We start from the raw sequence: 24685 nt of genomic DNA on the forward strand, positions 1-24685 counted from the left end.
AAGCAGGCGTCAAGAACGCGTCAAGAAACGCCGTATTACGTCAATCGCCCTATATCGTCTCGCGTCGGGGCGCGCTCTCACCGTCCACTGCGGCGTCGGATGAGCTCCCTTTTCCATGTCGTCCGGCTTGTCCGGATCGTCAGGGATGGGAGTGGCCATGGCACCACGCAAGGCACCAACCTGGTTATGCGCCGACTGGCTCGCTCTCTCGCGCCGATGCGCCGCTTCTACGGTGATCATCTATGCGGGGCCAGGGTGAACGGACGCGGAAGTCTGGCATCGGCTGCCGCCGTAGGCCTGGCCGGGCTGTTCCGGCTTCCAGCGCGGGCCGTCGCGACCGGATTCGCCCTCGTGGTGGCCGCCGGCTGCCTGGGCCTGATGCTGCCGATCGCGACCGCCTCCGGAGAGTCGGCGGGCTGGGTGACGGCGCTGTTCACGGCGACCTCCGCGGTATGCATCACCGGCCTGGTGGTGGTCGACACCGCCGCCCACTGGTCGGTGTTCGGCGAGGTGCTGATCGCGACGCTGATCCAGATCGGCGGCCTGGGGATCATGACGCTGGCCACCCTGCTCACCCTGACCGTCTCCGGACGGCTCGGGCTGCGGGCACGGCTGTCGGCCCAGGCCGAGACCAAGGCGGCGACCATGGCCGGCCTGCCGCGCGTTGTCCGCGATGTCGTTGTCTTCAGCTTGATCTGTGAGGCCGTCGCAGCGGTCGTCCTGAGCCTGCGGTTCCTGATCGCCTATGGCGAGCCGCCGGGGCGGGCGATCTATCTGGGGATCTTCCACACGATCTCGGCCTTCAACAACGCCGGGTTCGCACTGTGGCCCGACAACCTGACGCGATTCGTGACCGATCCGTGGGTCTGCCTGACCATCGCCGCCGCGGTGATCGCGGGTGGCCTGGGCTTCCCGGTGGTGTTCGAACTACTGCGTTCCTGGCGGCGGCCCCGGTACTGGACGATGCTGACCCGCCTCACCGTGACCGTGACGATCATCCTGCTGGCGGGCGGAACGCTGGTATTCCTGGCGGCCGAGTGGGACAACCCCGCCACGCTGGGCCCGCTGGACGCCGGTGGCCGGCTGCTGGCGGCCTTCTTCGCCGCGGTGATGCCCCGCACGGCGGGGTTCAACAGCCTGGACCTGTCCCAGATGCATCACTCCAGCTGGCTGGCCACCGACGTGCTGATGTTCATCGGCGGCGGCAGCGCCGGAACCGCCGGAGGCATCAAGGTCACCACCGTCGGCATGCTGGCCTTCATCGTCTGGGCGCAGCTGCGCGGCGAACCGCACGTCAACATCGGGCACCGCCGCCTGCCCGCCGCCACCCAGCGGCAGGCCGTCGCGCTCACCCTGCTCAGCGGCGGCCTGGTCGCCGTCTCGACCTATCTGCTGCTCGTGCTCACCCCGTACCGGCTCGACCAGGTGCTGTTCGAGGCCGTCTCCGCCTTCGCCACCGTGGGGCTGTCCACCGGCATCACCGCCGACATGCCCGCGGCCGGGCATCTGCTGCTGGTGGCGCTGATGTTCGCCGGCCGGGTCGGCCCGCTCACCCTCGGCTCCGCGCTGGCCCTGAAGGAACACGTGCGCCGCTACGAACTCCCCGAGACAACGATGATCGTCGGCTGACTATCGGCTGACGAAGGCTGGACGCGGAATCGGTGAATCCACACTCCGACAACGCTGACCATTGTTCAGTATGCTGCGCATGGGTTCAGATGGCCGTCCGAGTGGTGATCTCACCGCCCGCGCCCGGATCAGGGACGCCGCCCTGGACCCGTTCGGTGCCGAAGGGAGCCTGGCTAGGTCAGCGTCCGCTCGGTGATGCCGAATGCCGCCGATCTTTAAGGCCTGAACCCGGGCGGGGCTGGCGCGGTGTCTGCCGCGTCACTTCTGCCACAGCAGTGCCGGCGCGGACCGCGTGGACTGGGGATAGCAGGCGAAGCGGAATCGCGAGGCGGGGTCCTTCTCCGCGTCGCTCAGCTTCTTGCCGAGGAGGAGCGTGGACTGGGTTTGCTGGCCGTTGCTCAGGCCGACGGTCAGGTCTCTGTCGCTGACCTGGAGGATCAGTTCGTCCTGCGCGGTGATGTAGGTGTGGAACAGCGAGTTCGGGTGATGTTCGGCGTAGTCCCGGCCGCCGTGGAGCTTCACAAGTTTGCCGGGCAGCGAGCCTCCCCATGCGTGCATCGTGAGGTCGGCGTTGCGGACCTTGTACATGAACGCGTCGCCGAAGCGGATCGGCTTGAACAGCGAGTTGTCATGGGTCTGGGCATAGTTCAGGTCCCCGGACAGGACCAGGGAGCTTCCGTCGACCGAGCCGTTGATGGCGGTCACCGTAAGGTTGTCCTGAGCCTGGGCCCGCAGGATGACGTACTGATCGTCGTTGCACGGCGACAGCCGGGTCTTGAACAACGTCGGGATGGGCAGACGGACCTGCGCCTGGAGCCCCTGCTTGATGGCCCGGTACTCGTCGGTAATGTAGATGTCGCGAATCTCGGCCTGGTAGGGCAGGGCCTGGCGGGCGGCCTCGGCCAGGACGTCCTTGTAGGCCTGATCCTGGACCGGGCCAGGGAGGATTCCACTCCAGGTCAGCACGCCGCTGGTCCACAGCCGCTCCTCGGTCTCGTCGTCGACCAGATGGATCTTGAACTTCGAGACGCAGCTCACTGTCTGGCACGTGCTGCCGAGGCTCTCCGAGCGCGTGACGAACCTATTCTGGATGTACTGTTCGAGCTTGCCTTCGAGAGCGGCGAGGTAGTCGAGGCTTTCTTGCGCCTCTCGCACGCGGGCCGATCCCAGGGTGCGCCACTTCTCCACCCGGAGCGTCTCGAGTTCGTAAGCCAGGGTGAGGGTGCCGAGCTTGATACTCGCCAGGGCGGCCATGCCCGGGATCGCCCGGAAACTCAGGGTGCTCCCCGTCTGCTCGGTCGTGCTGAGCGCGCCCCAGATGTCGTCGAGGTCGTCCACCTGGGCCATACGGTTCGCGTCCGTGGGATTGCTGGAGTACTTCAGCTCCTTCAAGATGTTGATCTGGTCGTTGATTTCATTTCCGAAGATCGTCAGTGTGTTCTCGTCGTACACGATTTCGGCCTGTTGCCTGGCGATCTCCATCATCATCTGGGCCACGTTCTGGCCGCCGCACAGCCAGTTCTTGCTGATGTCGGACAAGAAACCGAAGAGGCTCGCGAGCTGCCCGATGCCTGGGATGATGCCCGCGACGGCACTGATGGTGCCGAATACGGATTCCGCCTGGCAGTCGGCACGAGCGGCCGCGCTCGCGGGGCCGGCATTCGCCAGCGCCGCGCTCGGCGCCAGCATGAGCATGGCGAGGAGTCCCGCCACCAGTTTGGTACGCGGCTTACGCCGGCGTCTCTTCCCCGTCATCGCGCCGGGCATCGTCTCTAACGATAATTCGACGGCATTGCTGTTCGGCATTGTTCCGACACATTCCTTCCCTTGTTACCGACACACCCGCGTGCGGGATCTGCGCCACTCGCCCTCTGGCGGGTGGCGTGAGTGAAAAACAGTGGTGAGTCCCGGCGGCCGGATGGCCGCCTTCCCCTCGTGGCTGAGCCGCGCCAACTGCGGGCGAGCACTTTCCGGATGCCTTACGGAGGGCAGCGAGCAACACATGTGTGAACTCGCCGAAATCTTATGCCGGGCAGAACCGGGAACACCTGAGGGAAGTATGAGGAAGAAATGAGGAAGTCTGAGCAGATGACCGACGGGGCGTTTTTCGGCATGTCAACCCGGGAACATTCCGTTTCCCCCGGCACGGAATACCTCGGTTTCAGGATCGCAGTCGTCACCATCACGGAAGTTTCCGTTTCGATCACGGTTCGCGGGCTTGAGACTTGCGCGAACCGGTCGGGAGCGCGCTCTGAGCGGGTTGGTGCGGCCCGCGTTCCATACGGCCGGCAGGGCGCCGCAGCGTGAGAGGAACGTGGCCCACACCGGCCGGAGACGGTCAACGGATGATCCGGATAGACTGCGACGGTGGGCTCGGAAACGTACCACTTCGGACAGTTCGACCTGGACCCAAGCCGCGGCCAACTCTGCTGCAACCGGCGGCCGATCCGCATCAAGCCCCAGATTTTTGCCCTGCTCTGCTACCTCGTGGAGCACCGCGACCGGGTGGTGTCTCCAAGGGAACTGCTGGAAACGGTTTGGGGCAGTGAATTCGTCACCCGGGCCGCCCTCACCACCGCACTGCGCGCCGTCCGCCTGACGATCGGCGACACCGGCCGCGAGCAGCGGTTCATCCGTACCGTACAGGGGCGCGGCTACCAGTTCATAGCGGCGACGACGGTAGCGACGGCCGAATCCTCTTCGGCCGCAGGGGCGGCTACGAGGGCCGTACCGGTCGCCGCGGTCGAAACCACTACGGGGGCCCGCGACACCATCCGGTTCTGCCGGACGGCGGACGGCGCGCGCGTCGCCTGGGCCGTCACCGGCGCCGGGCCTCCCTTGGTCAGGACCGCCAATTGGCTGAGCCAGATGGACCTGGAACGCACTATGCCCATGTTCACCCACTGGTTCGAGGGCCTGACCCGCGGCCGGCGGCTGATCCGCTACGACGAGCGGGGCTACGGCCTGTCCGACTGGACGACGGGCTTCACCCTGGAGGAGTGGATCGAGGACCTGGACGCCGTGGCCGACGCGGCGGGGCTCGATCGCTTCCCACTGCTCGGCGTCTCCCAGGGCGGCCCGCTGGCGGTGGCGTACGCCGCGCGCCGGCCCGAACGGGTCAGCCGGCTGGTCCTGAACGCGGCCTACGCCCGCGGCCGGATCGCCCGGGCGCGCGACGCCGCCGAGCACGACGAGGCGGACCTCGACCTCAAACTCACCCTGGCCGGGTGGCACGCCCAGGACCACAGCTATCAGCGGTTCTTCGGCTCCCAGTTCTTCGCCGGAAGTCCGCCGCAGCGATGGGATGAGTTCACCAGCTACCAGAAACGGTCGGTCTCGTCGGCCAACGGGGCCCGCTTTTTGGAGGAGCAATCCCGCCTCGACGTCTCCGACCTCGCCCACCGGGTCTCCTGCCCGACGCTGATCGTTCATTCCCGCGACGATCCACGCGTTCCCGTCTCGCAGGCGGCGGAACTGGCCCAACTCATCGCCGACAGCCGACTGGTCCTGCTCGACGGCCGCAACCATCTGCTCACGGCCGACGAACCGGCCTGGCCCCGGTTTCTGGACGAACTGGACGCCTTCCTGGCAGAGGAAGAGCCCGGCCGCGGGTGAGCCGCGCACGCACATCAGTTCAGATCCCCAGCTCGTCGCGCCCACGACATCGTTCTCATACCTGGCATTCAGCCGGAAGCTGGCTATAGCGGTGCCCATGCCGTCGTGGCCAGCGGCTGTTCCAGTGGGGACTCCACCGTCCGTGGACCCCGGAGTGTTCAGGCCGCACCGAAATCGGGTTCCGAGCTGCGGCTTATAAGCTGCGCCAATGGCTGGAGAGATGTTCCGCTTCGAAGAGTACGAATTAGACATCGCTGGTCATCAGCTGCGCCGGGGCGGTGAGCCGGTCCATGTGGAGCCGCGGGCTTTTGATCTGCTGTGTCACCTGGTGGCCTACCGGGATCGGGTGGTGTCGAAGAATGAGCTGCTCGACGAGGTATGGGGTGACCGTTTCGTCAGCGAGGCCGCGCTCACCACGGCGTTACGGACCGCACGCCTGGCGATCGGGGACACTGGCGAGCAGCAGCGGTTGATCCGCACCGTGCACCGGCGGGGCTACCAGTTCGTGGCCCCGGCCTCGGTGGTTCGGTCTGGTCCTGCGGCCGAACCCGGGCAGGGTCAGGGCGTCGGGGCGGCAGCGGTGAGAGAGCCGGCCGGCGCGGACCATCAGTTGATCCGGTTCTGTCAGGCCGAGGACGGCACCCGTATCGCCTACGCCACCGTCGGCACGGGCCCGCCGCTGCTGAAAGCGGCGAACTGGATGAGCCACCTCGACCTGGAGTGGACCACGCCGGTGTGGTCGCATTGGCTGGCCGGCCTGGCCCGCGACCGCCAGCTGATCCGCTACGACGAGCGGGGGTGCGGCCTGTCGGACTGGCAGGTGCCCAGCTTCAGCTTCGAGGACTGGGTCGATGACCTGGACACCGTCGTCGAGGCGGCAGGACTCGACCGATTCCCGCTGCTCGGCGTCTCACAAGGCGGCGCGGTAGCGATGGCGTACGCCGCGCGCCGTCCCGAGCGGGTCACCCGGTTGATCCTCGCCGGGGCCTACGCCCAGGGACGGCAGGTCCGGGCGCGCGACGACGCCGAACGCGCCGCGGCCGCCCTCGACCTGGAACTGGCCCGAGTGGGCTGGAGCACCCAGGATCCCAGCTTTCTGCAGGTCTTCGCCTCCCAGTTCCTGCCCGATGGCACGCCGCAGGACTGGGAGGAGTTCATCGCGTTTCAGCGGCGGACGACCTCACCGGCCAACGGAGTCCGGTTCCTGGAGGAGTTCGCCCGGATCGATGTGTCCGCTATCGCCCACCGGGTCGCCTGCCCGACGCTGATCCTGCACTCCCGCGACGACGCGCGCGTCCCGGCCTCACAGGCCAACGAGTTGGCTGCCCTCATCCCCGACAGCCGGCTGGTCCTGCTCGACAGCCGCAACCACCTGCTCACCTCGTCCGAACTGGCCTGGGCCGAATTCCTGACCCGCATCGACGCCTTCCTGACCGAATGAACCCGGCTACCCGACCGGGCTGCCGGCTTCACGACCCGCTGGATTTCGTCGCCGCCACCGGGAGCGGCGGGCGGCCAGCAGGACCCTCACAACCATGGCTGGGGTCATCAGCGATGCGGGGCGGGCGAGCAGGTTCTGCACCCGCAGCGTCTGGCGGGCCACCGGGATCGAGGTGCGGCAGGCCCGCGACACCATGTCGAGGTAGCGGTTGAGCAGGCCAGTGCCCACCGATTCCGGGCCGCTGGTGCAGGCGTCGACGAAGTCGGCCGCAGCGGCAAGCCTCCACGGCGCGTCGACCACCTTGGCGGCCTGCCGGTAGAAGGCACGGGCCAGTTGCGGCGAGGTGAGGCCATGGCGGGCGATGGCCCGGCCCAGGGCTTGGGCCTGCAGGGCCGCCGACAACATCCCCTGCGCGTGGAGGGGGTTGAGGCTGCAGATGGCATCGCCGAGCACCAAGAACCCCGCCGGAGTCCGGTCCAGCCGTTCCACGTGGCGGCGCCGGCTGGTGGGCATCCGATAGGTCAGTACCGGTGTCAGTGCCTCGGTCCGGGCCAGGACGTCGGCGATCAGCGGCGACGGCAGGCAACGGGCGAAGTCCGCGTACGCGGCTGGCTCGATCGGGGGTGCCTCGTCGTGGAAGGAGCCGAGCGTGATGATCCATCGGTTGCCCTCCGCCGGCACCATACGGCCCATGCGGTGGCTGCATGCCAGGTCGTCGACCTCGATGGCGACGGCGCGGGTGAGGTCGTCCGGCTGTCGCGGCACCACTCGCGTGCCGCAGGCCAGGTCGATGTGGACAGCCGATACCTCGGGTGCTGGGAACCCCCTTTCGGCCAGCAGGTCCAGGAAACGGGTATGGCGGCCGGAGCACGCGACCACCAGGTCGGCCCGGTGCTGCGCGCCGTCGACCTGAACACCGACCACCCTGCCATCCTCAAGAATCAGCCCGTCCACCGCTGTTTCGTCAGCGATCGACACGTTGGGCCGTTGCCGCAGCAACCGCCTGTGGACTGTTGTCTCAAGCAGGGGCCGGCTCATGGATAAGGCGCACAAGCCGAGATCGGACGCTGTCCAGGAGGCGCCCCCTTGGCGCCACACCAGTCCGCCGGCGTCGAGGGGAACCGCGCCCCCTGCCCGCAGTTCGTCGGCCAGGCCCGGAAACCAGCCATCCAGCAGCGACTGACCGGCAGCCAGCAAGACATGGGCGTGGCGTCCCTGCGGGACACCGCTACGCGGGATCGCCTCCTCGGGCAGGTGATCCCGCTCCAAGATCCGCACCCGGTCGACATGGTCACTCAAGACCCGGGCGGTCACCAGACCGGCCATACCCGCGCCGATGACTATCGCGCTGCTGCCCTCACGCCTGCTCACCGTGCCCGCCTTTCCGGCTCACACCCGGGCCGACTCCGGACTAGAAGGCGGCCGAGGCAGCTGCCGGTGCGAGGGCCGGTTCGGGTTCGAGGACGCCCGCTCCTGGTCGGTCGGCGTACAGCGCTTCGATCTCGGCGGCGTACTTCTCAGCGACCGGCCTGCGGCGTAGTTTCGAGGTCAGGGTGAGCTCGTCTCCGCCCGGCTCCCAGAAGACCGGCAGGATCTGGAACCGCTTGATCTGTTCGGCCCGGGACAGCTTGGCGTTGCCCGCGGCGATCCCCGCCGTGATCTGGCGAACCACGTCCGCATCGGCGGCGAGCGCCGCGGCGGAGGTGTCCGGGAGCCCGTGCCGGGCGGCGTAGGCGGCTGCGGCGTCGGCGTCCAGCACGGCCAGCGCGGTGTTGTACGGCCGCCCGTCCCCGATGGTGGCGATGCCGCCGAGCAGGGGGCATGTGGCCTTCATGACGTTCTCGATGTGCGCCGGTGACATGTTCTTGCCGGCCGCGTTGATGATGAGTTCCTTCTTACGGTCGACGACGGTGAGGTAGCCGTCGCCGTCCACGGTCATCACATCGCCGGTGTGCAACCAGCCGTCACCGTCGATCGCCTCCGCGGTTTTCGCCGGTTGCCCCCGATAGCCTTTCATCACCAGGGGCCCGCGTACCAGGAACTCCCCGTCCTCGGCGATCCTGCCCTCCATCCCGGGCAGCAGCCGGCCCACCGTGCCCAGCCGGTGCTCGGCCGGCGATGCCACGCTGGCGACACAGCTCAGCTCCGACATGCCCCAGACCTCCGCGATTGGGACACCCAGCCCGCTGAAGAAGGCCAGGACCTCCTTCGGGATCGGCGCCGCGCCGGAGACCGCCCACCTCAGCCGGTCCAACCCCAGCTTGGCGCGCAGCGCGGACAGGACCACCTCGTCGGCCTTGGCGTACTCGGCGGCCAGCTCCGCGGGCAACTCCGATCCGGTCATGCCGGCCTCGGCCTTGCGCGCGGCGACGTCCAGCGCCCACAGCAGCCCCTGACGCCTGGTCTCGTCCGGCTCGGCCGCCACGCTCGCGAGGATGCCCGCCTTGAGCTTCTCCCACACGCGGGGCACGGATGCCCAGATCGTGGGCCGGCAGTCGGCGAGCGCCACGGCGATCTGCCGCGCGTCAGGCACCACGGTGATCTGGGTGCCCATCGTCTCCTGGAAATACAGGGCGGCCACCCGGTCGGCGATGTGCGCGCTCGGCAGGAAGGACGTGGTCCGGTCGCCGAACGCTATGGGGAGCACCTCGGTGACGGCGTACACCTCGAACAGCAGGTTCTCGTGGGTCATCTCCACGCCCTTGGGCTCGCCGGTCGTTCCCGAGGTGTAGATCAGTGTCAACACGTCGTCCGGCCGCACCGCCCGCCACGCCGCCTCGAAGTCGAAGCCCGGTGAACCGCGGCCGACGAGCTCCTGGACGCTGATGGTGCCCTCCGGCGTGCCATCGACGCACACCACGTGTTCGACCGGGGCCCCGCAACGCCGGATCCGCTCGACGTACTGCCCCTCGCACATCACGACCTTCGTACCGGAACTGGCCAGCACATGGGCCAGCTGCTCGGGGGCCAGCGTGTTGTACACCGAGAACGAGGTGGCGCCGAGGTGCTGCGCCCCGACCTCCAGCGGATAGAACTCCAGCCGGTTGGCCATCATCAGCGCAACGGTGTCGCCTCGGCCCACCCCGATCGCGCTCAACCCGGCCGCGACCGCGCGTACCTCATTCGAGTACTCCCTCCAGGTCAGGGTCCAGGTGCCGCCGACCGTGCGCAGGGCGACCGCGTCCGGATCCACCGCCGCTGTCCGCTGAAAAGCCTCGCAGTACGTCTTGGGCCTCTCCGCATCGATCATCGGGCTCCGTCCAGGATCTGGGCGATTGCCGGGCCCGGCCGTACCAGCGCCGCAGACGATGGCGGCGCCGTTGGGTGTGGTCATGTTCCGATCCCATCCTCCGATTCGGGTCCTCGGACCGGTAGCGGACCGGGACCGTTCGATCATCGAGCCGTCCCTAGGCACGCCGCTTGGTGGAAGTCTGAGGATTCTCTGAGGAAGTAATCAGATCCGGCATTCCGGGCCAACGTGCCCACATCTACGCTGGGGTCCCAATCGTCACGCAGCCAACTGGCGTTGTATCGCCAGTTCCCGCCCCCGCGCGCTCCCAGAATGCTGAACATTTGTTTAGTATTCTGTGCATGCGTTCAGATTACCGTCCGAGTGGTGATCTCACCGCCCGCGCCCGGATCAGGGACGCGGCCCTGGACCTGTTCGGCGCCGAAGGGATCAACCGGGTGAGCGTGCGGGCCATCGCGGTCAAGGCCGGCGTCTCGCCCGCCCTGGTACTGCATCACTTCGGCTCCAAGCAGGGCCTACGCGCCGCCTGCGATCAGTACGTGATCTCACGAGTCAGGGGCGAACCCGACCATTCGGAGGCCCCTGATACCCGCGATGCCGGAGTGGACTGGGAGAACACCGCCGGGCTCGGGGCCATGCTGGAGGCCGCCGGATCGGTACGGCGCTACCTGGCCCGCGCCTTCCTGGACGGCACCCCCCAGGCGGCCGCCCTGTTCGACGAGATCGTCCGCACCACCGGCGCCTGGCTGGAGCGCGGCGCCGAAGAGGGGTGGGCCCGCCCGGCCGACGACCCCCGCGCACGTGCCGCCATCTACGTGACCTGGCTGCTGGCGCCGCTGGCCTTCGACGCCCACCTGGCCCGGGTCCTGGAGGTGGCCGATCTGCACGACCTCGACGCCACCCTGCGCTACTCCCGCGCCGCCCTGGACATCTACACCCACGGCCTGTTCACCGACGAGCGCGCCCTGACCGCCTGGGACGCCATAACCGCCGCCCGGAGAACCCGATGAACAACCCGACGATGAACCGGAGGAAGGAGCCGCGCCGATGAAGGTCCTCATCCTCGCCCACGGCACCCGCGGTGACGTCCAGCCCTACGCCGCCCTAGCCCTGGCCTTACAACGCGCCGGGCACCAGGCGGTGCTGGCCGCACCCGCCGCCTCCGCCGCCCTGGCCGAGTCCCACGGCCTGGCCTTCACACCGGTGCACGACGGGCCCAACACCCTCATCGACGACCCGCGGATCCGGCAGGCGATCGAGACCAACTACCGCGGCCTGGCCGGCAAGAAGGCCGCCCTGCAGGTCATGCGCGCCAGCAAACCGCTCATGGCGCGGGTGTTCGCCGACATGGTCGCCGCCGCCTTCGACACAGCCTCCGGCACCGGGCCGTACGACCTGGTGGTGCACGGCCCCAGCATTCCCGGCCACCGCATCGCCGAAGAGCTCGGCGTCCCGGCCGTACCGGCCCTGCTGCAACCGATGTGGGTGCCCACCGACGCCTTCCCCAACCCGATGCTGCCCATCCGGCTGCCCCACCGCTTCAACCGCGCCACCTATCTGCCGTTCAAGCTGATGCTGCGCCCCTTCGGCGCAATCGCCGACAAAAGCCTGAACCTGCCCAACAGGCGTGGCCGCCACGACTTCTTGCGCCGCCCCGACGGCGGCCCGGCCACCGTCCTGCACGGCTTCAGCCGCCACCTGCTCCCACCGGGAGCCGGCTACCCCGCCTCGGTGCACACCACCGGATTCTGGTACCTGCCCGCCGCCCCTGCCTGGACCCCACCCACCGAACTGACCCGCTTCCTGGAACAGGGCCCGCCGCCGGTCTACATCGGATTCGGCAGCATGGCCGGCACCGACCCCGCCCGCATCGGCCGCATCGTCGCCGAGGCCATCACCCTGGCCCGCGTACACGCCGTGGTGGTGTCGGGGTGGGGCGGCATCGCCGTCGACGACCTGCTGGACACGCTGCCCGATCAGGTGATCGCGCTGAAGGAGGCCCCGCACGACTGGCTGTTCCCCCGCATGGCCGCCATCGTCCACCACGGCGGCAGCGGCACCACCGGCGCCGCGCTGGCCTCCGGCCGCCCCCAGGTCATCTGCCCCTTCGTCGCCGACCAGCCATTCTGGGCCGCCCGCGCCCACGCCGCCGGCATCGCCCCCGCCCCGCAGCCCCAACGCCACCTCACCCCGCACGGTCTGGCCGAGGCGATCGGCCGAGCCGTCACCGACCCGGCCATGAGCAAACGCGCCGAGCAACTCGCCGCCGCCGTCAGCGAGGAAGCCGGAGTCACGACCGCCGTCACCGTGCTGGAATCACTGACCGTTCGCCGGACCTGAACGGGCGGGCCGTCGAGGAGGTCGTGCCTCTGCGATCCCCGCCATGGAACAGACCCGACACGGCGTGCCGGGCGTTGCCAAGGCAAGCGCCGGCTGCCGCTGGGCCTCGACGGCGGCGAGTTGGTCCGCGCCACAAGCTACGGCGGGGACCACAGGAGGTCGGCAGAACGAGCCCCGAAAACCATGATCTGTGGCAGCTGCTGTTCTCCACGGCTGCTCAGCCGTTGGCCTGCCCGGCTTCCCCGAGGGAGTCCTGGTGGAAGGGCTGCAGGCCTGTGGCGAGGTCGGCGCGGGTGAAGGCGTAGCGGCCCAGGAAATTGATGTGGTCGAAAGCGATCGGCGACAACCGGGCGCACATCTCGTCGGTGACCGGGAAGCCCTGCTCACGCAGGCGTGCGACGGCGGCGTCGATATAGAGACTGTTCCACCAGACGACCGCGTTCAAGGTCAGGCCGAGCGCGCCGAGCTGGTCCTCCATGCCCTCCTCCCGGTAACGCTGGCGCAGCTGGCCCCGGTTACCGAAGGCGATCTTCCGCGCGAGCCGGTGCCGGGCCTCCTGCACGTTCAGCTGAGCGCCGATCATCCGCCGATAGCCCTCATCGTGCAGGAACTGCAGCAGGTGCAGGGTCTTGAAGATGCGGCCGTAGTGCATGAACGCCTCGCCCAGGCCGGTGGCGCGGCCGTCGGCCGACAGCATCCGGATCAGGTCGTAGGCCCGCACCGTGCCCATCGTCAGCGACCCCGCCACCCGCAACATGTCGGCCCAGTGCGCCCGGATCCGGTCCAGGCGGACGACGTGGCGGGACATGTGCTCCAGCGGCCCGTAGACGGCGGCGATGTTGGTCCGCCACAGCCGCACGTCGGCCAGGTCGGCAATGCGCGGGGAGAACTGGTAGCCGCAGATCGCGAACAGCCCGAAAACAAGATCGCTGTAGCTGGTGGTGTCAGTGATGATCGTCTCGGCGCGCAGGTAGCCCTGGTCGACCTGCTGCAGCCGGGCCGTTCGATCTCGGCGACCCGGCGTAACTCGTCGAGCATCACCCGGCCGGACGCCTTGGTTGGGGGCGTGCGCAGCCGTTCCAGCTCCGAGCGTCGCTTGCCGTCAGGTACCGCCAGCAGAGCCACCAGCGACTGGCGCATCTGATCCGAGATTCGGCCGGACAGCAGCGCGTGCAGCCGTTCGTTCTCCGCCCGGCGCACCTCTCCGACCAGCCGCATCAGCACCGTGATCCCGGGCAGCAGGATCCGCTCCTTGAGCAGGTGCACCCGCGCCCGGTCAAACAACGCTCGCGGGCCCTGGCTGGTCGACCACACCCGTGCCGCCACAAACTCGCGTACCTCGGACTCGCATGCGCCGAAGTCGCGGTAGCCCAGCAGCTCGCGGATCTCCCAGGCATGCTCGTACACGTCGAGCGCGTCCGCCAGACCCTGGAACTGGTCGGCTCGGCAGTCGGCACCTGCACCGCTACCCGCACACGTTCAGCGGCGGCCAGCGACAACGCATCGGCATAGCCCGGTCCCTGGTGTCCAACCCCCGCCTGATCGTCTGTGATGAGGCGGTCTCCGCGCTCGACGTCTCCATCCAGGCGCAGATCCTCAACCTCCTCAAGGATCTGCAGTCGAAACTGGGCATGGCCTACCTTTTCATCGCCCACGACCTCGCGGTTGTCGAGCACCTCTCGCACCGCGTCGCCGTCATGTACCTCGGCAGGATCGTCGAACTCGCGGACACCGACGCGCTGTTCGACACTCCCCGCCACCCCTACACCGAGGCTCTCCTGTCCGCCGCCCCTGTCCCGAACCCGGGCCTCAAGAAGCGGCAGAGGATTGTCCTTCACGGCGAGGTCGCCAGCCCCTCCGACCCACCCCGCGGCTGCCACTTCCACCCGCGCTGCCGCTACGCCACGGCGCTGTGCGCGCAGGAGACACCGCAGTGGCGGCAGGTCGCCCCCGAACGCCACGTCGCCTGCCACCACGCCGACACACTCAACCTCGCCGGCCTGGCCAACCGCGACGCAACGCCGAGCAGCCGATAGGGGCCTTTTGCCGAGATCAGGGTTTGGTTTCGGCCCGGCCCCACGGGGTGTCCATGCTTTGCAGTATGGTCACCGCGTCATTCCAGGACTTGTCGTCCGGATAGAGCTCGCTCCGCAGGTACGCCCACACCAGGGCGCGGAGCGCGGCAACCCGCTCGGGGTTCTCGTCGGTGGTTTCCGCCGCGTCGTAGGTGCTGATGCCGCCGAAGCTGTGCCCGGCTTCATACAGCCACAGCAGGCTCTTGCGGCCCGGGCCCAGGCGGTAGGCGTCGGCACGCCAGTCCTTGCGCTCGCTGAAATACTCGTTCGTGTCTTCGTCGCTGGTGACGACCAGCGCCGGCGTGGTCATCCGATCGAAGCGGGTGGTGCTGAGGATCGGCCAGTGCTCGGTCGCGTACGGCGCGAGGTCGTCGCCCAGGCCGGGCGCGCCGAGGAGCACGCCCGCCTTGATCCTCTGGTCGGGCAGGTAGACCTGCGAGCCGTTGACCGGGTCGGTGACAGTCGAGCCGCAGAGCATCCCCACGGTGTGCCCGCCCATCGAGTGGCCGACCGCGGCGATGCGGCTACGGTCGATACGCCCGCGCAGACCGGGCACGGTCGACTCGATCCGGTCGAGGTGGTCGAGGATCGTGCGCACGTCTTCGACCCGGGTACGCCAGTAGAGCGGCGCCTCGAAACTGTCGGCCTCGCGCAGCCCGAGCGTCATCGAGTCCAGGTGCGTGGGCTGGATGACGACGAAGCCGTGTGCGGCCCAGAAGTGCGCGACCGGACCGTATCCGTACAGAGAGGAAACGAAGTTGGAGGGGCCGTTCCCGTGGGACAGCACGATGACCGGCAGTTCCTCGCCGGCCTCGGGTACCGAGACCTTGATCTGCAGGTCGATGGCACGGCCGGGGACGGGGACGGCCATCGGGCTGTAGGAGATGACGGGACTGGCCTGGTTGACCGGGAAGCCGGCGGCTTCGGTGAAGGCGGTGAAGTCCGACCCGGCGGGATGTTGTTTCATGCCTTCAGCCTGCGCGCTGAATGCCGTACGTTGAATGGTTGTCAGTTCGCAATTCTTGTGTGAAAGTACGGGCGTGGCTGTTGACCGCCTGTCCGAGGTGTTCGACCTTGTCGAGGTTCGTGGAGTATTGTCCGGCGGGTTCGCTGCCCGGGGGCGGTGGTTCGCGCGCGGCGAGGTGCACCTCCCGCTCAAGTTCCTCGCCGTCCCGTACGGGCAAGTCCGCCTGACCACCGACGGCCTCGACTCGCCGCTGATCCTCGAGCCCGGCGACGTCGCGATTCTCAACGATCGGTCGTGGCTGCGGCTCGACGGCGGCACAGGTGACGAGCCGCCGCGCGAAGTCCTGCCGGACGAGCACTTCTCGTTCGCCGTCGACCGCGGGCGAGACGACGTGGTCGTGGGCGGCCGCATCGACCTCACTCCGGCCGGCCGGGCGCTCCTGCTCAACGCGCTCCCGCCGGTGGTGCACATCGGGCCGTCGATGCCGGCCACGTCCTCGCTGCGCGGCTGCGTCCACCGCATCGCCGACGAGATGACCGGCGGCAAGCCGGGCGCCGCCTTCGCGATCCGTCAGCACGGTCAGCTCCTGCTGCTCGAAGTCCTGCGCGCCTTCATGAGCACCGGCGATCTGCCGCCGGGCTGGCTGGCAGCTCTACGCGACGAACGCCTGAGACCGGCCCTCGACCTCATGCACGACCGCCCGGACCGCGCATGGGGCCTGCGGGAACTCGCCCACGCCGCCGCCATGTCGCGCACGACGTTCGCCGTGCGCTTCCGCGAGGTGGCCGGTGTGCCTCCGCTGACGTACCTCACCCAGTGGCGCATGCTTCTCGCCCAGCGGGCCCTGCGCGACGGCGACGTCCGGATCGCGTCGCTCGCGGCGGAGCTGGGCTACGCGTCGGAGGCCGCGTTCAGCACGGCGTTCAAACGCGAGGTCGGCGAAGCGCCGCTGCGCTTCAAGAACCGTTCAGTCCAGCGCGGCCGCCTTGCGCAGCAGCACTGAGCGTTCGCGCTGGTTGGCGCACAGCCGGGCGGCCAGCTCCAGCTCGGCGCGCGCCTCCGGTCGCCGGCCGAGGCGGGCCAGCAGCTCTCCGCGTACGGCCGGAACCAGATGCGAACCGGGGAGCCGGTCCGAGGCGATCAGCTCGTCCACGATGGCCAGGGCCTGCGCCGGACCCGAGGCCATGGCCACGGCTACGGCCCGGTTGAGCTCGACCACCGGCGAGGGCGCGACCCGGCCGAGCGCCTCGTAGAGCAGCACGATCCGGTCCCAGTCGGTCGCCTCGACCGAGGGCGCCGACGCGTGGGCGGCGGCGATCGCGGCCTGCAGGCCGTAGGGGCCGAGGCCGCGGGCCGACGCCCTGGCCAGCGCGGCCAGCCCCCGGCGGATCGCCGAGAAGTCCCACAGCCGCCGGTCCTGGTCCTCGAGCAGGATCGGCGTGCCGTCCGGGCCGGTCCGGGCCGGGAAGCGCGCGGCCGTCAGCTCGCACAACGCGAGCAGGCCGTGCGCCTCCGGCTCGTCGGGCTGCAGCGCGGCCAGCGTGCGGGCCAGCCGGATCGCCTCGTACGCGACGTCGGGGCGCAGCAGCCGGTCGCCCGACGTGGCCGTCGACCCCTCGGTGAAGATCACGTAGAGGACGCTGAGCACGCCGCCCAGCCGTTCCCCGCGCTCGGCGGCCGGCGGCAGCTCGAACGGCACCCCGGCCGCCGCGATCGTCTTCTTGCCCCGGGTGATGCGGGCCTGCACGGTCGGCACGGGTACCAGGAACGCGCGGGCGATCTCCTCGCTGGACAGGCCGCCGACCACGCGCAGGGTCAGCGCCACCCGGGCCTCGGGGGAGAGCACCGGGTGGCAGCTGACGAACATCAGCGCCAGGACGTCGTCGTCGATCCTGTCGGGGTCGATTTCCTGGTCGACCGCGGGGTCGGCCGCCAGCAGGGCGTATCGGTCCTGGAGGGCGGCCCGGCGGCGGATCGCGTCGATCGCCCGCCGCCGGGCCGTGGCCATCAGCCAGCCGGCCGGATTGGCCGGAGAGGCACGCGGCCACGACACCAGCGCCTCAGCCACCGCCTCCTGGGCCGCGTCCTCGGCCAGCCCGAAATCGCCGGTGAACCGGGTCAGCGCGGCGACGATCCGGGCCGACTCGATCCGCCAGACGGCCTCGACGTCGGCCGTGCCCATCAGATCCGGCCGTTGCTCTCGCTGCCCGGCGGGACCTCGTCGGCCTCGGCCACCCGCCGGACCTCGATCTTGGACCCGCGGACCGCCGGGACCCGCTTGGCCCACTCGACCGCCTCCTGTTTCGTGGCGACTTCGAGCAGGAAGTAGCCACCGAACAGTTCCCTGGTCTCGCCGTACGGCCCGTCAGTGACCACCGGGGCCTCGCCGCTGAAGTCGACCACGACGCCCCGGCCCGGATCGTCCAGCCCTTCGGCCGCGAGGAGAACATCGGCCTTGATCATCTCCTCGATGAACCGGCCGGTCGCGGCCATCGCCTCGTCGATCGAAGCCATCATGGCCGCGTTCGTCTCATCGGTGCCCCGCATGATCAGCATGTACTTCGGCATCGCGTTCTCCTCTTCCGGCGGGGCCGCCTCTCGACCCTCGCACCCACATGTCGAACGAGCGGCCCGCGGATCGACACGGCCCCGGAGAAATCTCTCGCCGCGACGCGGCCGATACCGTCAGACCCCCTGAGACGGAATCGCTAGCGTCCGAGCAGGCGATGGACGGCGTCGGCGACATACGCACCTCGTTCGCTGTCTTTGGCGGCGGCGAACTCCGGACCGATCGAGACCCATGTGGCCGCGAGCTGCAGGATGAGAACGAGCAGAACCCCGGCCGGGTAGTGGCCGGGCAGTATCCCTTCCGCCTGTGCTCGGGCGATTTCGTCGATTTTGCTCTGGACACTGGCGGCGGCGAGGGGAACGGGAGCGTCCCCGCTTCGCTCCAGTCGCTGCCAGTCGGACATGCGCATGATCTCCGGGTGCTCGTCGTAGAGGGCGGCGAGCCGCGCGGCGTATCCGGGCAGGTCGTGCACGTCGAGCGGCGTCTGGGTGACGACCTGAGTGACGATGGCTTCGAAGGCGGCGTCGAAGAGCTGATCCTTGCTGCCGTAGTAGTGGTAGATCTGCGCCTTGTTCGAGTCGGCCGCCGCGGCGATCCGGTCCACGCGGGCCCCCGCGATTCCGTAGGCGGCGAACTCCTTGATCGCTGCCTCCAGCAGGCGCTTACGGGTGGCTTCGGCATCCCTTTGCATGCCCTCATCATATTTTTCTAACCGGTTAGTTGACAAGTCGGCCGTACCAGGCCTAGCTTCTAACTAACCAGTTAGAAGATAATTGAGGAGACCCCCCATGCTCGGCAACGATCCTCAGATTCACTGGCGGGCGGCCCTGTCGGCCCGCACCTTCCAGCTTCTGTTCCGCCCGATGTTCCGGCTGCGGTACTCCTCACCGGAGTTGCAGTTCGCGACGAAGAAGATCGCCAAGCCTGCGCGGATCACGATCCCGACCCGGCACGGCAAGCTCAAAGCGCTGGTCTACGCCCCCACGCCGCAGCACATCGCCGCATGGCACGCTTCCGGCCGCCGGCCCCCGGTCCACCTGATCATCCACGGCGGCGCGTTCATCGTCCGGGTGCCCCAGCAGGAGGACAACATAGCCCGCTACCTCGCCTCCGAGATCGGCTGCTACGTCGTCATCCCCGACTATGACACCGCTCCCAAGGTCCGCTTCCCGGTATCGGAGGAGCAGACCTACGACGTCTTCCGCTGGATCCTCGGCAATGGCGAGGCCCACGGCTGGGACGGTGAACGTGTCTCAGTAGGGGGCCCGAGCGCGGGCGGCAAGTTCGCGCTCAGCGTCGCGCAGCAGGCGATCGACGACGGCGGATACGTGCCGGTCGCGATCAGCGCCGAGTTCGGCGCCGCGGACATCTCCCGTCCAGACTCCACGCGCGTCTCGGCCAAGCCGAACCCGGTCGTCCCCCCGCAGATGATGGACCTGGTCCGCCGCACCTACTTCGTCGGCGCCGACCTCACCTCGCCGCTGGCCTCCCCGGCGCTCTACGAGCGGCTCGCGGAGTTCCCGCCCACCCTCATCATGACCGCCGAGTACGACACGCTGCGGCATGAGATGAACGACCTGGCGGCCGACCTGACGGCCAAGGGCGTCCAGGTCACCCACCGCCAGTTCGACGGCGTCGACCACGGCTTCACCCACGTCAAGCCCGTCGAGGTCGCCCGTGAGGCGATCACCATGATCGGTGACCTGCTCCGCAAGGCGTACGCCTGATCCCCTGTTTGAAGCACCCAGAAAAGGAAATCGGAAATGACCGAGAAAATCTGGTTCGTGACGGGCAGTGCCCGTGGTCTTGGCCGCGAGATCGTGGCCGCCGCGCTGGAGCGCGGTGACCGGGTCGCGGCCACCGCCCGGAACCCGCGACGGCTGGACGATCTGTCCGCCGCCCATCCCGGTCGCCTGCTGGCCCTGCCGCTGGACGTGACCGACGCCGACGAGGCGGCCGCGGCCGTCCAGACGGCCGTGGCGGAGTTCGGCCGCCTGGACGTGATCGTCAACAACGCCGGTTACGCCGACCTGGCCTCGGTCGAGGACACCACCCTCGACAGCTTCCGGGCACAGATCGAGACGAACCTGTTCGGCGTCGTCAACGTCACCAAGGCCGCCCTTCCGGTCCTGCGCGGGCAGGGACATGGGCACATCATCACCGTCACCTCGGTTGGCGGACGCGTCGCCACCCCCGGACTGTCGGCTTACCAGACGGCCAAATGGGCGGTGAACGGCTTCACCGAGGTCCTGGGGGCCGAGGTCGGTCCGCTCGGCATCAAGGTGACGGCGATCGAGCCGGGCGGGATGCGGACCGATTGGGCGGGATCCTCCATGACCATCCCTCCGCCCTCACCTCCGTACGCCGGCACTATCGGCTTTCTCAGCGACCTGTTCAAGGACGGCACCGACGCGGCCCTGGGCGACCCGGCGAAGGTCGCCGACGTGGTAGCCCGGCTCGCCGACATGGACGAGCCGCCGCTGCGGCTGCTGCTCGGCTCCGATGCCCTCGCCGGTGCCCGCGCCGCCGCCAGGACACTCGCCGCCCGCGACCAGGCCTGGCAGGAACTCAGCCGCTCGACCGACCGCGACGACGCCACGCCCCGCCAGCGCGACCCGCTCGGGGAGGCCGCCACGGACCCGGTGTCGGTCGTCCGGCGATTCCTGAGCGAGGTCGTCAACGGGGGAGACCTGAACGTGATCGACGACCTGTGGTCGGATGACCTGCGCTGGCACGGCGGAAGCCTGGGCGACATCCGTGGCCTGCCCGCCTACAAGCAGTACCTGAGTGCCAGCATTTCTGGCGCTTTCACCGGAATGAGCCTCCGGGAGCAGGACATCGTCGCCACCGGTGACAAGGTCGTCGTCCGCTTCACCAACAGCGGGACCCATACCGGGCCGTTCATGGGTGCGCCCGCCAGCGGCGTACACGCCGAATGGCTTGGCATCGGCATCTACACGGTAATCAACGGAAAGATCACCGAAGCCTGGTTCGGCGAGGACATCCTCGGCATGCTCCTCCAGCTCAACATCGTCCAACTCCCCGGCGCAGCCTAGGCTGACCTCAGGCGGCGCGGCATGCTCGTCGGAGATAGATCAGACGAAGCGATGAATATCCCGCCGAGCGTTGACGTTCATGTAGTCGTGTCTCATCGATCACAAGGCAGATCCGTGGATGTCGTCGCGGTCCGCAAGAAGGTGTCTCTAATCCCCTCTGCGGCTCTGGCGGTCGCGGCGACGTGCTCGTCGGCGGTCATACCGCGGTCAGGGAAGCGCTGGTTGAGATCGTACTGATCGTCAGCCCACTGCTGATAGTTCCGCCGGACGGTCAGGTCGTCGGAGTCGGTGATGCGGGCGATATCGGCCCAGGTGACCCCGGCCAGTAGTGCGTGATGGACGTTTGAGGGGTGGCGCACGGTGCGCGCGATGCTCTCCGCCAGTGCCAGCAGTTCGATGTGTTCGGCCGCGGTGAGAGGAGGCCGGTCATCGGCTCCGTGCCGGACGGGATCGTAGATCCCCCGGGCCACCAGCTCGATCCGGGCGCGAGCCGATGCGTTCTTGGCGGCCAGCTCGTTGTAGCGCTCCAGTTGCTGACTGACGGGCATGTCGTAGCGAGCGTCGTACCAGGTCGTGCTGTGCGCAGGCATGGTCATGACGACTTCTCCAAGGCGGTAAGCGGTCGCTGGGGACTCCTGATCATGAGCTCACATGCGCCCTGAACCGCTCGTGAGCGCTCTGCTTGGAGATCCCCATCGCCTCACCTATCTGCGCCCAGGAGGCGCCGGTTTCCCGTGCCCCGGCGACGGCCTGGTCGAGCAGGGTGCGCTGCCAGCTCTCTAGCTGAGACAGCAGAATGAGGGCGGCCAGAGGACGTTCGGCGGCGAGCTTGACGATCCGCTCGCGCAGGAGGTTCGACTTGATCACCAGCTCGCCGGGCGGTGCGGCGGCGATCAGAGAGGCGGCGTGTCGGCTCCACCACCGGTACTCCGTCTCTTTGGCTCCTTCCGGCGTGGCCAGGAATCGGCGCTGATCGGTCCACCCGCAGGAACATGCGGCCTGGTAGCCGACGAAGGTCTTGGTGAAGGCGGCAGCGGATGAGGCCAGTTCGCCGGTGGGGAGCACTGGGGCAGCGAAGCCCTCGTGGTCGGGCATGTCAGGGCACGTAAACGTCACGCCCGTCAGGATAGCCTGACGAACTGTCGCAAGTGCAGGAACGCTCTCGAAACTCACCCGGAGGACCGGTCCGCCGGGCTTATGCCAGTCGAGTTCTTAACTGATACCGAGGCGGCCGACCATGGGCACGCTCACCAGGTCGGCGGCAGGTTGCGGCACCGGGGCGCGCAGAAACAGTCGCACGTTGACGAAATTTCGGGCGGCGTCGGTGAGGGTCAGGGCGGAGGGAATGGATTCGCTGCGGCGCGAACCGAGCCGACTCTATTGTGGGCCGCCATTCAGTGGGGGATTGCGGTAGACGTTGACCTGGAATCGGCTGAGGTCGCCGCGGTGGAATCCGGTGAACCTTTCGAGCGGATTGCCGGCCTCGTCGAACGCCAGGCTTCGCAGGATCAGTAAAGGAGCGCCCGGAGGAGTCTGCAACGCCTCGGCTATCGACTCGCTAGCGATGTCGGCTTCGATCGACCGCCGTCCGGTCGCGAACTGGACGCCGTACTTGCGCTCCAGCAGACCGTAGAGCGAAACGTTCGACAGGTCCTCATCGAGCAGGAGCTTGCCGACGGACAGCGGTAGCTGCGTGATTGTCAGTGCCCACGGCTCCGTGTTGACCATGCGCAAGCGCTCGATTTCGACGATGGTCGTTCCTGGCGCCACGCCGAGATCGGCGGCGGCCGCGGCGCTGGCCGGCACCGTCTCCAGTCGCCGCACCTCGATGGTCTGCTCGCCGCTGCGGCCGCGGACGTCCTCCTCGAAGACGCCGATCATCGCGTGCCCGAAACCCTCGGAAGTCTTGCGGTCGGCGACGAACGTGCCTCGGCCCTTTATCCGCGAGATGACGCCCTCGACCTCGAGTTGTTGCAGCGCCTGGCGGACGACGCTGCGCGATACGCCGTATCGCTCACACAGTTCGAAGTCGCCGGGCAGCCGGTCACCCGGTTCGAGCCCACGCGCCAGGATGTCCTGGACCATCAACTGCTTGAGCTGATGGTAGAACGGCAATGCGGAGCCGCGGTCGATGCTGCGAGAAGGCTGCACGGTCACGACGATAGTCGCTGATCTACACGCAAGGCACTCGTCCTTTCGCGACGTCTTCCGTCGCACTCGCGGTCATCCCAGCCTTTGGGGACGCCGGGCCGACACCGCATGGGCACCTCCGATGGAGAGACGGGCGAGCGTGGACAGCTCACCGAACCGCCCGGCGTGCTGAGCACCTCTCGCACCTCCGCGACCGACGCGACATCGAGACCCTGCTTGCTCATTTGTTTCGAGAGTGTTGACATCCTGTACGGACAGGATAACACTGCTCGCTGCGGGATCGATAGGAGTCGGCCCGCCTGCGGGGGCTTCCACTCTTGAGCAATGGAGCAGACAATGGCCATTCGTCCACGTACTGCCGCGCTGTTCGCGGTGATACTCGTGGTGACGCTCGGGGTTGTGGGTGTCATCGTGCACAACGCGACCCGGAGTTCGACCAGCTCGTCCGGCACGGTGACCTGGTGGCTACCCGACTGGGACTGGGACGTCGCTACCACGCTCGTGCGGCGCTTTGAAAGCGAGAACCCGTCGTTGCACGTCGAGATGGTGAAGACCACCGGCGGCACGGTCGCGAACAAGGTGTCCGTCGCGCTGGACGCGGGCAACACACCCGACCTGATCACCGAGTCGATCGCACGTACCAAGACCTACATCGACAAGGGGCAGCTGGCAGACCTGACCAGCCTGTACGACAACGCGATGCCGGCATCGGACTTCGCGCCCGGGCTGACCGACGTGCTGTCCGTCGACGGCAAGACCTACGCGGTGCCGTACCGCTGGGCGACCAACGCGCTCATCTACAACACCGACCTGTTCGCCAAGGCTGGCATTTCGGGTCCGCCCACGACCTGGCCGGAGTTCATCAATGACGCCAAGAAGCTCACCACGTCGACCGTCGCCGGGACGGCGTGGCCGATGCAGGGTGACCCGAGCGACTTGACGCTGCGGTTCCTCGACTTCGCCCTGCAAGGGGGGACGACGATCAAGAATGGGACGCCGAGGTTCACGCGGGACTCCGTCGAGCAGGCGCTGGAACTCATCGGTACCTCCGTCGTCGAGGGGTACGCCTCGAAGAGCTCATTCGAGCTGGACAACACGGGAATCCGCGACCTCTTCCTCCAAGGGCGCATCGCGATGTACCTGGGCGGCGTCTTCGACGCCGACAGGGCGGTGGGCCAGAAGTTCCCGGTCGGTACCGCGATCGCCCCTGGCCCGAGCGGCCCCGGCGTCCAAGAGGGCGTCGGTTGGGCCTACATCGTCCCGAAGGCTGCCAAGAACCTCGACGGCGCGAAGAAGCTCGCGTCCTTCCTCGGGCGCCCGGAGAACATGGCGAGTCTGACTCTGACGTTCCCGGCACGGGTGAGCGCGGCGCGGGACGCCAAGTTCCGGACGGATGTCCGCAAGGCCTATGGCGAACAGCTCTCCGAGCACTCCATCCCCGCCCCTAACGACCCGCGCTGGACCGCGATGATCCCGTTTGTGCACGACACGATCCAGGAGGTCGCGCTCGGTTCCAAGAACCCGCAGCAGGGAGCCGCCGCGATCATGACCGAAGCCGACAAGAATCTCGGCCCCGCCCAATGAGCACAGCC

21 protein-coding genes and 2 pseudogenes are annotated in these 24685 nt (G+C 68.4%); 11 read left to right on the top strand and 12 right to left on the bottom strand.

Annotation, left to right across the window (positions count from 1 at the left end; translation table 11 throughout):
* Nucleotides 1-255: 255 nt before the first annotated feature.
* Nucleotides 256-1629: a TrkH family potassium uptake protein gene (locus tag Aple_RS01610; RefSeq protein ID WP_246264029.1), complete on the top strand. Its 1374-nt coding sequence runs from the start codon at nt 256-258 to the stop codon at nt 1627-1629.
* 258 nt (nt 1630-1887) lie between these two features.
* Here Aple_RS01610 and Aple_RS01615 read toward each other — a convergent pair whose 3' ends face one another.
* A complete protein-coding gene (locus tag Aple_RS01615) occupies nt 1888-3384 on the bottom strand; it encodes a hypothetical protein (RefSeq protein ID WP_155342600.1) in 1497 nt (498 codons plus the stop codon).
* A 612-nt stretch (nt 3385-3996) separates the two neighbouring features.
* Here Aple_RS01615 and Aple_RS01620 point away from each other — a divergent pair.
* Together Aple_RS01620 and Aple_RS01625 are read left to right on the top strand one after the other, a co-directional pair.
* Complete coding sequence (locus Aple_RS01620; RefSeq protein WP_155342601.1) at nt 3997-5244, top strand: alpha/beta hydrolase; 1248 nt, start codon at nt 3997-3999, stop codon at nt 5242-5244.
* A 208-nt stretch (nt 5245-5452) separates the two neighbouring features.
* Nucleotides 5453-6685: an alpha/beta hydrolase gene (locus tag Aple_RS01625; RefSeq protein WP_155342602.1), complete on the top strand. Its 1233-nt coding sequence runs from the start codon at nt 5453-5455 to the stop codon at nt 6683-6685.
* A 6-nt stretch (nt 6686-6691) separates the two neighbouring features.
* On the opposite strand, the gene Aple_RS01630 is transcribed toward Aple_RS01625, so the two are convergent.
* Nucleotides 6692-8056: an FAD-dependent oxidoreductase gene (locus Aple_RS01630; RefSeq protein WP_155342603.1), complete on the bottom strand. Its 1365-nt coding sequence runs from the start codon at nt 8054-8056 to the stop codon at nt 6692-6694.
* A gap of 40 nt (nt 8057-8096) precedes the next feature.
* Complete coding sequence (gene fadD11, locus Aple_RS01635) at nt 8097-10019, bottom strand: fatty acid--CoA ligase FadD11 (protein WP_218038056.1); 1923 nt, start codon at nt 10017-10019, stop codon at nt 8097-8099.
* Nucleotides 10020-10276: 257 nt separating this feature from the next.
* Here fadD11 and Aple_RS55395 point away from each other — a divergent pair, with 257 nt between their 5' ends.
* Both Aple_RS55395 and Aple_RS01645 read left to right on the top strand, forming a co-directional pair.
* Nucleotides 10277-10945 (top strand): TetR/AcrR family transcriptional regulator, encoded by a 669-nt coding sequence (locus Aple_RS55395; RefSeq protein WP_155342604.1) that lies wholly within the window; start codon nt 10277-10279, stop codon nt 10943-10945.
* Nucleotides 10946-10982: 37 nt separating this feature from the next.
* On the top strand, nt 10983-12275 hold the full coding sequence (locus tag Aple_RS01645) for a glycosyltransferase (protein WP_155342605.1): 1293 nt from the start codon (nt 10983-10985) through the stop codon (nt 12273-12275).
* A gap of 217 nt (nt 12276-12492) precedes the next feature.
* On the opposite strand, the gene Aple_RS01650 is transcribed toward Aple_RS01645, so the two are convergent.
* Together Aple_RS01650 and Aple_RS56135 are read right to left on the bottom strand one after the other, a co-directional pair.
* Nucleotides 12493-13269, bottom strand: a complete 777-nt coding sequence (locus Aple_RS01650) for a Tn3 family transposase (protein ID WP_155342606.1) — start codon at nt 13267-13269, stop codon at nt 12493-12495.
* Nucleotides 13270-13532: 263 nt separating this feature from the next.
* Nucleotides 13533-13682: pseudogene (locus Aple_RS56135) on the bottom strand (DUF4158 domain-containing protein); the annotation flags it as partial.
* On the opposite strand from Aple_RS56135, the pseudogene Aple_RS56140 reads away from it, so the two are divergent.
* Nucleotides 13625-13783: pseudogene (locus Aple_RS56140) on the top strand (dipeptide/oligopeptide/nickel ABC transporter ATP-binding protein); the annotation flags it as partial. The pseudogenes Aple_RS56135 and Aple_RS56140 overlap by 58 nt on opposite strands.
* A 15-nt stretch (nt 13784-13798) precedes the next feature.
* The gene (locus Aple_RS01660) at nt 13799-14311 is read left to right on the top strand and encodes an oligopeptide/dipeptide ABC transporter ATP-binding protein (RefSeq protein ID WP_373869567.1); all 513 of its coding nucleotides are present in this window, start codon (nt 13799-13801) and stop codon (nt 14309-14311) included.
* Nucleotides 14312-14327: 16 nt separating this feature from the next.
* On the opposite strand, the gene Aple_RS01665 is transcribed toward Aple_RS01660, so the two are convergent.
* The gene (locus tag Aple_RS01665) at nt 14328-15317 is read right to left on the bottom strand and encodes an alpha/beta hydrolase family protein (protein ID WP_155342608.1); all 990 of its coding nucleotides are present in this window, start codon (nt 15315-15317) and stop codon (nt 14328-14330) included.
* A gap of 73 nt (nt 15318-15390) precedes the next feature.
* On the opposite strand from Aple_RS01665, the gene Aple_RS01670 reads away from it, so the two are divergent.
* Nucleotides 15391-16320, top strand: a complete 930-nt coding sequence (locus Aple_RS01670) for an AraC family transcriptional regulator (protein ID WP_155342609.1) — start codon at nt 15391-15393, stop codon at nt 16318-16320.
* Here Aple_RS01670 and Aple_RS01675 read toward each other — a convergent pair.
* The 3 genes from Aple_RS01675 to Aple_RS01685 all read right to left on the bottom strand — a co-directional run bounded on the left by Aple_RS01675 (nt 16285) and on the right by Aple_RS01685 (nt 18577).
* The gene (locus tag Aple_RS01675; protein ID WP_155342610.1) at nt 16285-17499 is read right to left on the bottom strand and encodes an RNA polymerase sigma factor; all 1215 of its coding nucleotides are present in this window, start codon (nt 17497-17499) and stop codon (nt 16285-16287) included. The genes Aple_RS01670 and Aple_RS01675 overlap by 36 nt on opposite strands.
* On the bottom strand, nt 17499-17885 hold the full coding sequence (locus Aple_RS01680) for a YciI family protein (protein ID WP_155342611.1): 387 nt from the start codon (nt 17883-17885) through the stop codon (nt 17499-17501). Before Aple_RS01680 ends, Aple_RS01675 begins: the two co-directional genes overlap by 1 nt.
* A 140-nt stretch (nt 17886-18025) precedes the next feature.
* Nucleotides 18026-18577, bottom strand: a complete 552-nt coding sequence (locus Aple_RS01685) for a TetR/AcrR family transcriptional regulator (protein ID WP_155342612.1) — start codon at nt 18575-18577, stop codon at nt 18026-18028.
* 97 nt (nt 18578-18674) lie between these two features.
* On the opposite strand from Aple_RS01685, the gene Aple_RS01690 reads away from it, so the two are divergent.
* Together Aple_RS01690 and Aple_RS01695 are read left to right on the top strand one after the other, a co-directional pair.
* Nucleotides 18675-19613, top strand: coding sequence for an alpha/beta hydrolase (locus tag Aple_RS01690; protein ID WP_155342613.1), 939 nt, complete (start codon nt 18675-18677; stop codon nt 19611-19613).
* 36 nt (nt 19614-19649) lie between these two features.
* Nucleotides 19650-20942 carry an SDR family NAD(P)-dependent oxidoreductase gene (locus Aple_RS01695; protein WP_155342614.1) on the top strand — a complete coding sequence of 431 codons (1293 nt, stop codon included), beginning with the start codon at nt 19650-19652 and terminating at the stop codon, nt 20940-20942.
* Nucleotides 20943-21034: 92 nt separating this feature from the next.
* Here Aple_RS01695 and Aple_RS01700 read toward each other — a convergent pair whose 3' ends face one another.
* From Aple_RS01700 to Aple_RS01710, 3 genes are all read right to left on the bottom strand, one after another.
* On the bottom strand, nt 21035-21538 hold the full coding sequence (locus tag Aple_RS01700) for a hypothetical protein (RefSeq protein WP_155342615.1): 504 nt from the start codon (nt 21536-21538) through the stop codon (nt 21035-21037).
* Nucleotides 21539-21581: 43 nt separating this feature from the next.
* Nucleotides 21582-22058 carry a hypothetical protein gene (locus tag Aple_RS01705; RefSeq protein ID WP_218038058.1) on the bottom strand — a complete coding sequence of 159 codons (477 nt, stop codon included), beginning with the start codon at nt 22056-22058 and terminating at the stop codon, nt 21582-21584.
* Nucleotides 22059-22319: 261 nt separating this feature from the next.
* A complete protein-coding gene (locus Aple_RS01710; RefSeq protein WP_218038059.1) occupies nt 22320-23099 on the bottom strand; it encodes a GntR family transcriptional regulator in 780 nt (259 codons plus the stop codon).
* Between the two features lie 330 nt (nt 23100-23429).
* Between Aple_RS01710 and Aple_RS01715 the strand changes: the two genes are divergently transcribed.
* The gene (locus Aple_RS01715) at nt 23430-24677 is read left to right on the top strand and encodes an ABC transporter substrate-binding protein (protein ID WP_170321231.1); all 1248 of its coding nucleotides are present in this window, start codon (nt 23430-23432) and stop codon (nt 24675-24677) included.
* Nucleotides 24678-24685: the final 8 nt, after the last annotated feature.

Source organism: Acrocarpospora pleiomorpha (assembly GCF_009687885.1).
Taxonomy (GTDB): Bacteria; Actinomycetota; Actinomycetes; order Streptosporangiales; family Streptosporangiaceae; genus Acrocarpospora; species Acrocarpospora pleiomorpha.

Bases quoted from the DNA above. Each gene is read 5' to 3' on its own strand.
- Aple_RS01615 (WP_155342600.1), bottom strand. From the start codon at position 3,384: ATGACGGGGAAGAGACGCCGGCGTAAGCCGCGTACCAAACTGGTGGCG.
- Aple_RS01625 (WP_155342602.1), top strand. From the start codon at position 5,453: ATGGCTGGAGAGATGTTCCGCTTCGAAGAGTACGAATTAGACATCGCT.
- fadD11 (WP_218038056.1), bottom strand. From the start codon at position 10,019: ATGACCACACCCAACGGCGCCGCCATCGTCTGCGGCGCTGGTACGGCC.
- Aple_RS55395 (WP_155342604.1), top strand. From the start codon at position 10,277: ATGCGTTCAGATTACCGTCCGAGTGGTGATCTCACCGCCCGCGCCCGG.
- Aple_RS01645 (WP_155342605.1), top strand. From the start codon at position 10,983: ATGAAGGTCCTCATCCTCGCCCACGGCACCCGCGGTGACGTCCAGCCC.
- Aple_RS01665 (WP_155342608.1), bottom strand. From the start codon at position 15,317: ATGAAACAACATCCCGCCGGGTCGGACTTCACCGCCTTCACCGAAGCC.
- Aple_RS01675 (WP_155342610.1), bottom strand. From the start codon at position 17,499: ATGGGCACGGCCGACGTCGAGGCCGTCTGGCGGATCGAGTCGGCCCGG.
- Aple_RS01680 (WP_155342611.1), bottom strand. From the start codon at position 17,885: ATGCCGAAGTACATGCTGATCATGCGGGGCACCGATGAGACGAACGCG.
- Aple_RS01685 (WP_155342612.1), bottom strand. From the start codon at position 18,577: ATGCAAAGGGATGCCGAAGCCACCCGTAAGCGCCTGCTGGAGGCAGCG.
- Aple_RS01690 (WP_155342613.1), top strand. From the start codon at position 18,675: ATGCTCGGCAACGATCCTCAGATTCACTGGCGGGCGGCCCTGTCGGCC.
- Aple_RS01695 (WP_155342614.1), top strand. From the start codon at position 19,650: ATGACCGAGAAAATCTGGTTCGTGACGGGCAGTGCCCGTGGTCTTGGC.
- Aple_RS01700 (WP_155342615.1), bottom strand. From the start codon at position 21,538: ATGACCATGCCTGCGCACAGCACGACCTGGTACGACGCTCGCTACGAC.
- Aple_RS01715 (WP_170321231.1), top strand. From the start codon at position 23,430: ATGGCCATTCGTCCACGTACTGCCGCGCTGTTCGCGGTGATACTCGTG.